Consider the following 14,075-nt stretch of genomic DNA (forward strand, 5'->3'; position numbering starts at 1 on the left):
TAAATGTGTATTATTTGTATAACACTTTTTTAACTGCTTTTACTACATCACCTGCATTTGGCAACCAGTCTTTTAATAATACTGGCGAATAAGGCGCAGGAGTATCTGCAGTTGTAATACGTTGAATTGGCGCATCAAGAAAATCGAAAGCTTGTTCCTGAACGATATAAGTGATTTCAGATGAAATACTTGCAAATGGCCATGCTTCTTCTAAAATTACTAAACGGTTTGTTTTTTTAACTGATTTTAAGATCGCGTCTTTGTCCATAGGACGAACTGTTCTTAAATCGATAATTTCGCAAGAAATACCTTCTTTAGCTAATTCATCAGCTGCAATAAAAGCTTCTTTGATGATTTTACCAAAAGAAACGATAGTAACATCTGTTCCTTCACGTTTGATATCAGCAACTCCTAACGGAATTGTGTATTCTCCGTCCGGCACTTCACCTTTGTCACCATACATTTGCTCAGATTCCATAAAAATTACAGGATCGTTATCGCGAATTGCAGATTTTAAAAGTCCTTTTGCATCGTAAGGAGTTGAAGGCACAACAACTTTAAGACCCGGAGTATTTGCAAACCAGTTTTCTAAAGCTTGTGAGTGAGTAGCTCCTAATTGACCTGCAGAAGCAGTTGGTCCACGAAAAACGATAGGCACATTAAATTGTCCTCCTGTCATTTGACGCATTTTAGCAGCGTTATTTATAATTTGATCAATACCTACTAAACAGAAGTTGAAAGTCATGTACTCCACAATAGGACGACAACCGTTCATAGCTGATCCTACTGCAATTCCTGTAAAACCAAGCTCAGCAATTGGAGTATCGATTACTCTTTTTTCGCCAAACTCAGCAAGCATTCCTTTTGAAGCTTTGTATGCTCCGTTGTATTCTGCAACTTCTTCGCCCATTAAATATATGGATTCATCGTGACGCATTTCTTCGCTCATCGCTTCGCAAATGGCCTCTCTAAATTGTATTGTTCTCATATTTATATTGTATGTTGAATTTTCTGAAGAGCAAAAATAAATATTTTAAATAACTTAAAAGCATAAATTAGATTTAAAATCACATGATCTTCCTTATACCTTGCGCTTTTAACTTTTTAAAAATTATTGTGACATTTACGAAATCGATATAATTGCCATTATTCCCTTCATAAAGTGCTTATCTTACAAACTCAACTCTTTTTGTTTAATTTTTATTTCATAAAATTCTCTCACTAAAACGTAAGAACTAAAAAAGTAGTATAAATTAGTCTAAAATTTAACACTTGCCCGGATTGCCTGATTTGTAAAATTCCTAAGAATCAATCGAAATGACTGCATTATTTATTTTTAGACATAACAAAACGGCCTCTAAATTTCAGAATCTGCGAAATCGTAATAGTTTTTAAATAATATTATGCATGCATAGTATTTTATTCCGATTTTAATTTCTAAATTTGTAGAAGCATATTATAAATATAAAATATATACTTATGAAAATATTAGTTTGCATCAGCCACGTGCCTGATACTACTTCAAAAATCAACTTCTCCAATGGTGACTCAGAATTCGATACCAACGGTGTTCAATATGTAATTAATCCTAATGACGAGTTTGGTTTGACACGTGCCATTTGGTTTCAGGAACAACAAGGCGCTACTGTAACTGTAGTAAATGTTGGAGGACCAGATACTGAGCCTACTTTACGTAAAGCTTTAGCAATTGGTGCAAATGAAGCTATTCGTGTAAATGCTACCCCTACTGATGGTTTTTTTGTTGCAAAACAATTGGCTGAAGTAATTAAAAACGGAGGTTATGATCTTGTAATTGCAGGAAAAGAATCTCTTGATTATAATGGAGGAATGGTTCCTGGAATGATTGCAGGAATTCTTGGCTCTAACTTTTTAAACTCTTGTACAGCTATCACTGTTGACGGAAACAACGTAAAAGCGGTTCGTGAAATTGATGGTGGAAAAGAAACAGTAAGCACTTCTTTACCTTTAATCATTGGTGGTCAAAAAGGTCTTGTTGAAGAAAAAGATCTTCGTATCCCGAACATGAGAGGAATCATGACAGCAAGAACAAAAGCTCTTACTATTCTTGAGCCGGTTGATGCTCCTGTAAATACAAAAGCGGTAAAATTTGAAAAACCAGCTCCAAAATCAGCAGTAAAATTAATTTCTCCTGATAATTTAGATGAGTTAATCAATTTATTACACAACGAGGCAAAGGTGATTTAAGATTGTAGAGTTTAGATTGCTGAACGGCAATACAAAATCTAAAACCAACTTAAATCGTTAATTTAAAATAACAACCATTTTAGAATTCAATTTTAAAAATCTGAAATCTAAAATCTAAAATCTAAAATTATCATGTCAATATTAATATATGCAGAATCTGCAGAAGGAAAATTTAAAAAAGTTGCTTTTGAATTAGCTTCTTACGCTAAAAAAGTAGCAGAATCACTAGGAACAACTGTTACAGCTTTAACTGTAAACACGAGTGATGTTAGTGAATTAGCTAAATACGGAGTTGATAAAGTATTAAAAGTTACCAACGATAAATTAAATGGTTTTACAGCAAAGGCTTACGCCGATGTTATCAAACAAGCTGCCGAAAAAGAAGGAACAAAAGTAGTTTTACTTTCTTCGACTACAGACAGTATTTATCTTTCATCATTAGTTGCCGTGGCTTTAAATGCCGGTTTCGCATCAAATGTTGTTGGATTACCAGTTAGTACTTCTCCTTTTCAGGTAAAAAGAAATGCTTTCTCAAACAAAGCTTTCAACATTACAGAAATCAATACTGATGTAAAAGTTCTTGGACTTGCTAAAAACTCTTACGGAATTTTCGAAAGTGCAGGATCTGCAACCGAAGAAGATTTTAGTCCATCAATTGGAGATAATGACTTTGGAGTAAAAGTAGAATCTGTAGAAAAAGTAAGCGGAAAAGTATCTATTGCTGATGCTGATATCGTAGTCTCTGGCGGACGTGGACTAAAAGGTCCTGAAAACTGGGGATTAATCGAAGATTTAGCGGCTGTTTTAGGCGCTGCAACAGCATGTTCTAAACCCGTTTCTGATTTAGGATGGAGACCTCACAGCGAACACGTTGGGCAAACAGGAAAACCAGTTGCAACTAACTTATACATTGCAGTAGGAATTTCTGGTGCTATACAGCATATTGCAGGTATTAACTCATCAAAAGTAAAATTGGTTATCAATAACGATCCTGAAGCTCCTTTCTTTAAAGTTGCTGATTATGGTATCGTTGGAGACGCTTTTACAATTGTTCCGGAATTAACTGAGAAATTAAAAGCTTTTAAAGCACAACATTCTTAATTTAAAAATTCTCTATAAAAATATAGCTGCCTAAAAACAAGATAATCGTATCTTTGTTTTAGGTGGCTTTTTTGTTCCATATTTTTTGATTAAAATTGCACCTTTATTTTTCAATCAAAAAAAGTCTTAAAATGAGGCAATAATTGCCCTTTTTTACCCACATATATGAGTCTAGTAAAATTATCCATAAAAGGAATTTCATACAGTCAAACTCAAAATGGCGCTTATGCCTTAATTTTGAATGAAGTTGATGGCGAACGAAAATTACCAATCGTTATTGGCGCTTTCGAAGCCCAATCGATTGCTATTGCCTTAGAAAAAGAAATTAAACCTCCACGCCCGCTAACGCACGATTTATTCAAAAACTTCGCTGAAAGATTTGATATCGTTGTAAAACAAGTCATTATTCATAAACTTGTCGATGGCGTTTTTTACTCCAGTTTAATTTGTGAAAGAGATAAAATCGAAGAAATTATCGACGCCAGAACTTCTGATGCAATTGCATTGGCTTTGCGTTTCAATGCTCCGATTTTTACTTATAAAAATATCTTAGACAAGGCCGGTATCTATTTAAAATCGAATACTGCAGAAACTGATCAGGGTTCTCAGGAAATTGATGATGTACTTTCTAATCCGGAAACTTTTGGACATGAAGAAGAAAGTAATCAATCCGGAGATGTTTACGCAAAACATAGTTTGCAGGAACTAAATGAACTTTTAGATCAGGCGGTTTCTCAGGAAGACTATGAAAAAGCAGCAAAAATTAGAGACGAAATCTCGAAAAGATAAAATTATTGTTTAATCGTTGATTTGTTTATTCGTTAAATCGATTAAACAATTAAACGAACAACCGAATAACCACAATGAAACAATACTTAGATTTAGTAAAACATGTTTTAGAAAACGGCAATCAAAAAGGAGACCGAACAGGAACGGGAACTAAAAGTGTTTTTGGTTACCAGATGCGTTTTGATTTAAGTGAAGGTTTCCCAATGGTAACAACCAAAAAATTACACTTAAAATCGATCATTTATGAACTTCTTTGGTTCTTAAAAGGGGATACCAATATAAAATATCTTCAGGAAAATGGGGTAAAAATTTGGGACGCCTGGGCAGATTCTCATGGAGATTTAGGCCCTGTTTACGGACACCAATGGCGTAATTGGAATAGCGAAGAAATTGATCAGATCTCTGATTTGATTACAGAACTTAAAACAAATCCTAATAGCCGAAGAATGCTGGTTTCAGCATGGAATCCATCGGTTTTACCTGATACAAAAAAGTCATTTGAAGAAAATGTGGCCAACAATAAAGCAGCCTTACCTCCATGTCATGCCTTTTTTCAGTTTTATGTAAGCAGTCCTGATCTAGAAAAAGGAGAAACAAAAGGAAAATTATCCTGCCAATTGTACCAGCGAAGTGCTGATATCTTTTTAGGAGTTCCATTTAATATTGCTTCTTACGCATTATTAACGATGATGATTGCTCAGGTTTGCGATCTGGAGAATGGAGAATTCATTCACACTTTTGGAGACGCACATATTTATAACAATCACTTTGAACAATTAGAATTGCAATTGACCCGTGAGCCAAAACCATTACCAAAAATGAGATTAAATCCAGAGATTAAAAACATTTTTGATTTTGATTATAATGACTTTACACTTGTAGATTATGAACCGCATGCGGGAATAAAAGGAAGTGTTGCCGTATAATAACTATTAGTTTTAAAACCTAATGCTTTACAGCAAAGAACGCAAAGATTTTTACCCTAAGATATCATACAAAAAGAAAAGTTCGCAAAGCTAAATCAATACAAAGCTTTGCGAACTTTTCCTTTTTTATAAAGCTAAGAGTAGACTTAGCGTTCGCTGTGGTATTTTTTTGTCTATCTAAAGGTTTTACTTTATACTACTAAAACACTATTTTCACTTCCTGCAAAATCATTCCATTTATAAGAATCTGCTTCAGGATCATTAACATAACTTCCGTCAATTACGTACTTAAACTCGTAAATTGCATCTTTAACCAAGTCATAAGTAGCTTTAAAAGTACCGTTTTTTAACTTACTCAAAGTTCCTTCCTCAACATTCCAGTTGTTAAAATCGCCAACAACCGCAGCCGAACTTGCGTCTTTAGCATCAATAGAAAATGTAACTTTAACTACCGGCTTCGTTTTAATAAATTGTTTCTTTAAAGACATAACTATTTAGTTTTTAGATTCATAGACTAAATTACACAAATTCAGATGATTTTTCGATACCTTCACAACCGATTTATCATAATATCAAAAACCGATTATTTTTTTATCTATTTAATAATTAAATCTGTGTAAAATTTTGGAATTCAAACTCTCAGCCCATTTTAAAAGAAATATTCCAGCATCTAAATAGGGTGATTACAAAATAAATTTTAACTTTATGACCTCATTTATATCTTATGGAAAAAGAAGCGCACGAACAATACGAATATGCCCGAAGAAGACTTAGACAGAAAAAGATCTTATACTTTCATTTTGTACTTTTTCTGCTAGGAAGTTTATTTTTATTTATTGCCAACAGATTTTTTGGTTTTGGCGCTAACACAGATCAAAACTGGTGTGTTTGGGGAATTACGATATGGTTCTTTATCTTTATTTTACACTTTATAAAGGTGTACATTACAGACAGATTCATGAATAAAAAATGGGAAAGAGAACAAATTGACAGACTTGTTGGCTTACAGCAAAAAAGAATTAGTCAATTAGAATCCAGAATAATTGAGGATACCGAAAATAAAATTTAGTTACTAGATTGCTATGATTATAATGATAGCGGCTGTTGCCGAAAATAACGAGCTTGGAAAAAACAATGAATTAGTTTGGCATTTACCAAATGATTTTAAAAGATTCAAATCGCTTACAACGAATCATCATATTATTATGGGAAGAAAAACTTTTGAAAGTTTCCCTAAACCACTTCCAAACAGAGTTCATATTGTAATAACACGTCAAAAAGATTATCATCCGGAAGGCTGCATTGTAGTCGACAGTATCGAAAAAGCAATTGCTGCTTGTCCTGAAAATGAAGATTCGTATATCATTGGCGGAGGCGAAATTTACAATCTCGCGTTGCCTTATACCGATATTATTGAGATAACCAAAGTGCACCATACTTTTGAAGCAGATGCTTTTTTTCCAAAAATCAGCAAAAGTGAATGGCAACTGGTAGAAGCTGAAGAAAACTTTAAAGATGACAAACATCTTTTTGATTATACGTACGAAACCTATATTAGAAAGTAATAAAACAAAAAAAACATCCTCTTGTGAAGGATGTTTTTTAAAACGATTGATTTTTAAATCTGACTCATTCGAGTAATGGTTTTGGTAAAAAAAATCACAAATGTTAGAAACATTTGAATAACTGAATAACATTTAATGTTAAATGAGAACGAATCTCAAAGAGCCTTTAATAACAAATACCACTAAGATATTAAAGGCAAGAAAATTAAAATTTCCAAAAACAAATTTAATCCTAAGAACGTATTTCGCACTTTAAAGAGTATTGGCCCCAAGAACAATACTTTCAAAACTACTTACAAGAACAAATGAAATTACCAGTGCAAAAAAAATATTCATTTGATTCAAGTCATTAATTCAATCAATCATTAAAATTCTATCTTTTTAACTGTAGCAAAGTTGGTCATAAAATCCACGTCCCACAATACCCACTTTTGGTGATTTTTTCAAAATACCCACTTTTGGTGATGGCCAAAATCCAATATCAAACGATAATTAAACATCTACAGTTAAAACAATTAATTTACAAATTCAAAAACTCAATTACAGTTAAGTCAGATTGTATTATATTTGCGTAAATAAAAAAAATGTCTGAAAAAATAACCCCATATAAAGACTCTTCTTTAGGTAAAAAAGAGCAAGTTGCCCAAATGTTTGATAACATTTCAGGGAACTACGACAATTTGAATCGCGTAATTTCATTTGGAATCGATATTAAATGGAGAAAAAAAGTATTAAAAATAGTTTCGGATAAAAAACCCAAAGTTATTCTTGATATCGCAACCGGAACTGGAGACCTTGCCATTTTGATGGCGCAAACAAATGCCGAAAAAATAATTGGTCTGGATATTTCTGCAGGTATGCTGGAAGTTGGAAAAAAGAAAATCGCAGAAAAAGGATTATCAAATTTAATTGATATGGTTTTAGGAGATTCTGAAAAAATTCCTTTTGAAGACAATTATTTCGATGCTATAACTGTTGGTTTTGGGGTTCGAAATTTTGAGCATTTAGAAAAAGGTTTTGCTGAAATCTTAAGAGTTCTAAAACCTAATGGTGTTTTTGTAATTCTGGAAACGTCGGTTCCTGACAAAACTCCTTATAAACAAGGTTATAAGTTTTACAGCAAAAATATACTTCCTATCATTGGTAAATTGTTTTCTAAAGATAATTCTGCTTATGGTTATTTATCTGAATCTGCTGCAGTTTTTCCTTATGGAGAAGCTTTAAACAATATTTTAAGAAAAATTGGGTTTATAGATGTTGTATCCATGCCTCAAACTTTTGGGGTTGCCACCATTTATTCTGCATCTAAAAAATAGTATGAAAAAAACTGTAGTCTTACTTTTATTAGTCTTAACGACAAACGGATATTCTCAATTTGCGAAAAGCATGTTTAGCAAGGATCCTATTATAAATCTTGAAAACTGGCAAAAACAACGCCTGTATTTTGGTTATTATTTAGGTTTTAATAGTTTCGATTTTAAATTTGACTACAAAACTCCCGGTCCGGATATTCAGGTAAAAAAGACTACTGGTTTTAATGTAGGTGTTGTAGCCGATTTAAGACTACAGGAATACATCAATTTGCGTTTTGAGCCAGGTTTGTATTATACTAAACGTGATTTGTATTATCCAAATTTACCTTTAGAAAAAGATTATTTACGAGAAGTAAACAGTACTTATATTCACTTCCCGTTATTATTAAAATTTTCTTCACTGCGTACAGGAAACATTCGCCCCTATCTTGTTGGAGGAATGTCTACAACATTGAATTTATCCAGCAACGCAAAATCAAAAGATGATAATTTTGAAGGGAAATTCAGGGTAAAACAATGGACCGCTGCTTACGAAGTAGGTTTTGGAATTGACTTTTTCTCTGAATACTTTATCTTCTCACCTTCTATAAGAGGTATGTTTGGTATTACAGATGAATTAATTCGCGACAATCCTGCAAAAGGACCAAGCCCATGGACAGATAATATTGATTCTATGAAATCCAGGGCTATTTTAATTAATTTTACTTTTCATTAAAACAAATACCTAACTATTTCGTTTAAACTCACTAAGAATAATTGCTGTTGCAGTAGCTACGTTTAAACTTTCGGTTTTTTGCAGCTCTCCAAATCTTGGAATTGTGAGTCGGCTTGTCACTATTTTTTCAATCTCTGATGATATTCCATTGGCTTCATTACCCATGATAATGATTCCGCTTTGAGGTAAATTAGACTGATAAATATTCTCGCCATCCATAAAAGTTCCAAAAACAGGAACATTGGCTTCAGCAATAAAAGTTTTCAAATCAACATAATTCACATTTACTCTGGCAATAGACCCCATAGTTGCCTGAACTACTTTTGGATTATAAATATCGACAGTTTCTTTAGAACAAATAATTTGTTTGATACCAAACCAGTCACAAAGACGTAAAATCGTTCCCAGATTTCCGGGATCGCGAATATCGTCAAGCGCTAAAATCAAACCTGAGTTGATAATTTTATTTTCGGATGGAATTTTAAAAACTGCCAAACACGAATTTGGAGTTGATAGGGCACTAATTTTTTTAAGGTCCTGCTCATAAATAAGCGTACGTTTTGAGGAATGAACTTCTTCAAAATCATTTAGAGTCGTGTATAAATGCTCTAATTCAAAATTGGATAACAACAATTCTTGAATTACTTTTACTCCCTCGGCAAAAAATAATTGATTTGCAAAACGTTGCTTTTTTTGATGTAAACTTGATATAAGTTTTATTTGGTTTTTACTAACCATAAAATAATGTACTTTTGAATTAAATATTTAAGAACACTTGAAAAAGAATTCCACAAAAATAACAGCATTTATTCTAATAGCAATATTTATTTGCGGTTGTAATGCTGTAAAAAGAGTTCCAGATGGAAAAAACCTTCTTGTAAAAAATACTATTCTTGTAAATGGAAAGGCTACGAACGACGAAATAGCTTCTAACCAAATGTACCAAAAACCAAATGGTACTTTGTTAGGATATCGTTTACGTTTAAATTTATACAACTTAGCCAACTTAAATCCTGATTCTACTTATCAGGCTAAATTTAAAAATCATCCTGGTTTATACGAGCGTCAGGCCAAAATATTATCTGCAAAGCAAGTCGACCGACTTGGACAATCTTTTCTGTACAAAGGTATTCATGAATTCCTGAAAAGTACAGGCGAACCTCCTGTGGTTATTGATACTGCAAAGACAAAAAAATCTCTTTTACGTTTAAAGTTCTACTACTTTAATAATGGTTATTTTAATGTAGCGACAGATTATAGTATTGATAGTGTTGCCAGAAAAAAAGCTAAAATAAATTACCTCATTACTACTGGCCCGGCTTATACTCTGGACACTATTAACACGAATATCAAGACTCCGGCACTGGATTCATTATACAGAACCAACAACGAACCTTCGTTTTTAAAATCCGGAAAACAATATAAAACTGCTGATTTTGAAGATGAAAAAAACCGTCTTACGACTTACTTTAGAAATCACGGTGCTTATTTCTTTCAACCTACTTATGTAACTTTTGACATTGATACTATTGGCAAAAAGAACAAAGCTGATGTAACTTTAATCATCAACAACAATAATATTCAGGAAAGAGATTCCAGCAGAACAGAGCCTTTTAAATTATACAAGATAAGCGATGTTAACATTTACACGGATTATTCTCCGGCAAATGCAAAAACTAAAATAACAGACAGCACGACGTACAATAACTTTAATCTGTACAGTCACAAAAAATTAAAATACAAACCGCGAGCAATTACCGATGCCGTTTTTATTACTAAAGGAAATTATTTTTCTGACACCAGAACAACACTTTCTTCAAGATATTTAAACAACTTAAAAATCTTTAACTATCCTTCGATTCAATATGAAGTTGATAAACGCGACTCAACGGCACAATCCTTAATTGCAAATGTTTATCTGACACCAAGAAAGAAATATAGTTTTGGTGCCTCTCTTGATGTAACCCATTCTAATATTCAGGATTTTGGTATTGGAGCCAGTATTTCTGAAACGATTCGAAATGTATTTAATAGGGCCGAAACGCTGGAAATTTCGGCACGTTTAAATGTAGGTTCATCGAAAGACATGGCAAATCCTAATGATAATTTCTTTAACGTATCAGAATACGGCTTGGATTTAAAACTGAATTTCCCAAGGATTTTATTGCCTTTTGGTACCGAAAAAATTATTCCGAAAAGAATGATTCCTTCTACCAGCATTACTGCAGGTTTCTCTAAACAAAGAAACATAGGTCTTGACAAAGAAAACTTTACAGGAGGTCTTGCCTATAACTGGTCTCCAAAACGATACAATACAGCCAAACTTGAATTGCTTAATGCCCAGTTTGTACGAAATTTAAATCCTAATAATTATTTTAATGTTTATACTTCTTCATATAATGAATTAAACAACATTGCAAGCGCATATAACATAGAATCCACTAATGTTGATACTAGCGGAAACCTAATTATTCCTGAGGGAGCAAACAACTTTACAAAAGAAGTACTAACAGACCAAACGGTATTAAGACCGGGAGATAGCCAATATAAAGACGTACAAAGCATAGAAGAAAGAAGAATTCGTCTGACTGAAAATGACTTTATTTTAGCCACTAGTTACACTTTTACTAAAACGACTAAAAAAGATCTTGCCGATAATACCTTTTATCAGTTTAAAACCAAAATAGAATCTGCAGGTACTTTACTATCTGCCATTTCAAGCATTGCAAAGCTGCCTGAAAATTCCAGAGGTAACTATGAAATATTCAACTTAGAATATTCGGAATATATAAAAACCGAATTTGATTATATCAAACACTGGGATTTTGGAAAAGAAAAAGTACTGGCCGTGAGAAGCTTTTTTGGGATAGCTATTCCGTTTGGTAATTCAGATTATATTCCGTTTTCACGAAGTTATTATTCAGGAGGTTCAAACGATAACCGCGCATGGCAACCTTACTCTTTGGGTCCGGGAAGTACGAATGCAGCAAACGATTTTAACGAAGCAAATATGAAGATCGCTTTGAGTGCAGAATTCCGTTTTAAAGTTTTTGGAGATGTGAAGGGAGCGATCTTTGCAGACGCCGGAAATATCTGGAATGTACTCGATAATGTCATCGACGAGAAGGCAAAATTCTCTGGCGTAAACGATTTAGCTGAAATTGCTTTGGGTTCAGGATTTGGTTTGCGTTACGATTTAAGCTTTTTTGTTATTCGCTTAGATTTAGGCTTTAAGACTTATAATCCGGCGCATGAGAAGGGAGACCGCTGGTTCAAAGAATACAATTTTGGTCATTCGGTTTTAAATTTTGGGATAAATTATCCGTTCTAATGCTAATTAATTCTTATTTTTGCAACCTAAAAACTAAAAACAACTAAAAAAAATTACAATGGCACACAATATTAAACCCGGAGTAGCTACAGGAGATCAAGTACAGGAAATTTTTAATTATGCAAAAGAAAAAGGTTTTGCTTTACCTGCAGTAAATGTTACAGGGTCTAGCACAATCAATGGGGTTCTTGAAACTGCAGCGAAACTAAATGCGCCAGTTATCATTCAATTTTCAAACGGAGGAGCACAATTTAACGCAGGAAAAGGATTATCTAACGCTAACGAGAAATCAGCAATCGCTGGAGGAATCGCCGGAGCAAAACACATTCATACTTTGGCAGAAGCTTACGGTGCTACCGTAATTTTACATACTGACCACTGTGCAAAAAAATTATTGCCTTGGATTGATGGTTTATTAGATGCTTCTGAAAAACATTTTGCAGAAACAGGAAAACCATTATTCAGTTCTCATATGATCGACTTGTCTGAAGAGCCAATCGAAGAAAACATTGAGATCTGTAAAGAGTATTTGGCCAGAATGAGCAAAATGGGAATGACATTAGAAATCGAACTTGGTATTACAGGTGGTGAAGAAGATGGTGTTGACAACTCTGATGTTGATAGCTCAAAATTATACACTCAACCAGAAGAAGTAGCTTACGCTTACGAAGAATTATCTAAAATTAGCCCTAAATTTACAATTGCAGCTGCTTTTGGAAACGTTCACGGTGTTTACAAACCAGGTAACGTAAAATTGACTCCAAAAATCTTAAAAAATTCTCAGGATTTCGTACAAGACAAATTCAAAACTGGTGCTAACCCGGTTGATTTCGTTTTCCACGGAGGTTCAGGTTCTACACTTGAAGAAATCAGAGAAGCTATTGGATACGGAGTTATCAAAATGAATATTGATACAGATTTACAATTTGCATATACTGAAGGAATTCGTGATTATATGGTTAAAAACATTGACTATTTAAGAACTCAAATTGGTAACCCAGAAGGTTCTGACGTTCCTAACAAAAAATATTATGACCCAAGAAAATGGGTACGTGAAAGCGAAGTGACATTCAATACAAGACTTGAGCAAGCTTTTGCTGACTTGAATAACGTAAATACACTTTAAATTTTAGACTTCTGATTTTAGATTTCAGACTTCTAAAAAAGCCTGAAATCTAAATTTTGAATCAGATTGAAAAATCTAAACTTTAAAATCTACATTCTAAAATTAAAAAAATGGCTTGGTTTAAAAGACAAGAAAAAGGGATTACGACTGCGACCGAAGACAAAATGGACGTTCCTAAAGGATTGTGGTACAAATCTCCTACTGGAAAAATTATTGATGCTGACGAATTAGCCAGAAACTTATTTGTTAGTCCTGAAGATGATTTTCATGTTAGAATTGGAAGCGCAACCTATTTTGAAATTTTATTCGACAATAATGAATTTGTTGAATTGGATAAAAACATGACATCAAAAGATCCTTTGCATTTTGTGGATACAAAAAAATACGCAGAAAGATTGAAAGATGTAATGGAGAAAACTCACCTAAAAGACGCTGTGCGTACAGGAGTGGGAAAATCTAAAGGAAAAGAACTTGTTATCTGCTGTATGGATTTTGCCTTTATTGGTGGATCTATGGGAGCGGTTGTTGGAGAAAAAATTGCCAGAGGTATTGATCACGCGATCAAAAACAAATTACCTTTTGTAATGATTTCTAAGTCAGGTGGAGCTCGTATGATGGAAGCTGCTTATTCGCTTATGCAATTAGCTAAAACATCAGTAAAATTAGCTCAGTTAGCTGAAGCTAAATTACCATACATTTCGCTTTGTACTGATCCAACTACAGGAGGAACAACTGCATCATATGCAATGTTAGGAGACATCAACATCTCTGAGCCTGGAGCATTAATTGGTTTTGCCGGTCCTCGTGTTGTTCGTGACACAACTGGTAAAGATTTACCGGAAGGTTTCCAAACTGCTGAGTTCTTATTAGAGCACGGTTTCCTTGACTTTATCACGCCAAGAAAAGAATTGAAAGATAAGATCAACTTATATATCGATTTGATTCAGAATAATACAATTAGATAGTTTTCAAACTTCTAAAAC

The 14,075-nt window shown here is 33.5% G+C and carries 14 protein-coding genes; 11 read left to right on the forward strand and 3 right to left on the reverse strand.

What is annotated here, in order from left to right:
• Positions 1-10: 10 nt before the first annotated feature.
• Positions 11-988, reverse strand: coding sequence for a pyruvate dehydrogenase complex E1 component subunit beta (locus ACIDC4_RS13690; protein WP_072954767.1), 978 nt, complete (start codon positions 986-988; stop codon positions 11-13).
• A gap of 491 nt (positions 989-1,479) precedes the next feature.
• On the opposite strand from ACIDC4_RS13690, the gene ACIDC4_RS13695 reads away from it, so the two are divergent.
• The 4 genes from ACIDC4_RS13695 to ACIDC4_RS13710 all read left to right on the forward strand — a co-directional run bounded on the left by ACIDC4_RS13695 (position 1,480) and on the right by ACIDC4_RS13710 (position 5,042).
• A complete protein-coding gene (locus ACIDC4_RS13695) occupies positions 1,480-2,226 on the forward strand; it encodes an electron transfer flavoprotein subunit beta/FixA family protein (RefSeq protein WP_412043097.1) in 747 nt (248 codons plus the stop codon).
• A 132-nt stretch (positions 2,227-2,358) separates the two neighbouring features.
• Positions 2,359-3,327: an electron transfer flavoprotein subunit alpha/FixB family protein gene (locus tag ACIDC4_RS13700; RefSeq protein WP_412043096.1), complete on the forward strand. Its 969-nt coding sequence runs from the start codon at positions 2,359-2,361 to the stop codon at positions 3,325-3,327.
• 165 nt (positions 3,328-3,492) lie between these two features.
• Positions 3,493-4,116, forward strand: a complete 624-nt coding sequence (locus tag ACIDC4_RS13705; protein ID WP_042566126.1) for a bifunctional nuclease family protein — start codon at positions 3,493-3,495, stop codon at positions 4,114-4,116.
• A 74-nt stretch (positions 4,117-4,190) separates the two neighbouring features.
• Positions 4,191-5,042 (forward strand): thymidylate synthase, encoded by an 852-nt coding sequence (locus ACIDC4_RS13710; RefSeq protein WP_412043095.1) that lies wholly within the window; start codon positions 4,191-4,193, stop codon positions 5,040-5,042.
• 191 nt (positions 5,043-5,233) lie between these two features.
• Here the strand turns inward: ACIDC4_RS13710 and ACIDC4_RS13715 are convergent, their stop codons facing one another.
• Entirely contained in the window at positions 5,234-5,530 is a 297-nt protein-coding gene (locus ACIDC4_RS13715) for an isoamylase early set domain-containing protein (protein WP_173970880.1), read from the reverse strand.
• 236 nt (positions 5,531-5,766) lie between these two features.
• On the opposite strand from ACIDC4_RS13715, the gene ACIDC4_RS13720 reads away from it, so the two are divergent.
• From ACIDC4_RS13720 to porT, 4 genes are all read left to right on the forward strand, one after another.
• On the forward strand, positions 5,767-6,111 hold the full coding sequence (locus ACIDC4_RS13720; RefSeq protein WP_230034886.1) for a 2TM domain-containing protein: 345 nt from the start codon (positions 5,767-5,769) through the stop codon (positions 6,109-6,111).
• 13 nt (positions 6,112-6,124) lie between these two features.
• The gene (locus ACIDC4_RS13725; protein ID WP_412043094.1) at positions 6,125-6,607 is read left to right on the forward strand and encodes a dihydrofolate reductase; all 483 of its coding nucleotides are present in this window, start codon (positions 6,125-6,127) and stop codon (positions 6,605-6,607) included.
• A gap of 584 nt (positions 6,608-7,191) precedes the next feature.
• A complete protein-coding gene (ubiE, locus tag ACIDC4_RS13730) occupies positions 7,192-7,923 on the forward strand; it encodes a bifunctional demethylmenaquinone methyltransferase/2-methoxy-6-polyprenyl-1,4-benzoquinol methylase UbiE (protein ID WP_412043093.1) in 732 nt (243 codons plus the stop codon).
• 1 nt (position 7,924) lies between these two features.
• The gene (gene porT / locus ACIDC4_RS13735) at positions 7,925-8,635 is read left to right on the forward strand and encodes a type IX secretion/gliding motility protein PorT/SprT (protein ID WP_230034883.1); all 711 of its coding nucleotides are present in this window, start codon (positions 7,925-7,927) and stop codon (positions 8,633-8,635) included.
• 9 nt (positions 8,636-8,644) lie between these two features.
• Here porT and ACIDC4_RS13740 read toward each other — a convergent pair whose 3' ends face one another.
• Positions 8,645-9,373 (reverse strand): TrmH family RNA methyltransferase, encoded by a 729-nt coding sequence (locus ACIDC4_RS13740; protein ID WP_412043092.1) that lies wholly within the window; start codon positions 9,371-9,373, stop codon positions 8,645-8,647.
• A gap of 37 nt (positions 9,374-9,410) precedes the next feature.
• Between ACIDC4_RS13740 and tamL the strand changes: the two genes are divergently transcribed.
• The 3 genes from tamL (at position 9,411) to accD (ending at position 14,057) form a co-directional block, all read left to right on the forward strand.
• Positions 9,411-11,966, forward strand: a complete 2,556-nt coding sequence (tamL, locus tag ACIDC4_RS13745; protein WP_412043091.1) for a translocation and assembly module lipoprotein TamL — start codon at positions 9,411-9,413, stop codon at positions 11,964-11,966.
• A gap of 58 nt (positions 11,967-12,024) precedes the next feature.
• Positions 12,025-13,092, forward strand: coding sequence for a class II fructose-bisphosphate aldolase (fbaA, locus tag ACIDC4_RS13750; RefSeq protein WP_230034877.1), 1,068 nt, complete (start codon positions 12,025-12,027; stop codon positions 13,090-13,092).
• Positions 13,093-13,202: 110 nt separating this feature from the next.
• Positions 13,203-14,057 carry an acetyl-CoA carboxylase, carboxyltransferase subunit beta gene (gene accD, locus ACIDC4_RS13755; protein WP_056190173.1) on the forward strand — a complete coding sequence of 285 codons (855 nt, stop codon included), beginning with the start codon at positions 13,203-13,205 and terminating at the stop codon, positions 14,055-14,057.
• The last annotated feature ends 18 nt before the right edge of the window (positions 14,058-14,075 follow it).

It is taken from the genome of Flavobacterium sp. C3NV (genome assembly GCF_046825355.2).
Taxonomy (GTDB): domain Bacteria; phylum Bacteroidota; class Bacteroidia; order Flavobacteriales; family Flavobacteriaceae; genus Flavobacterium.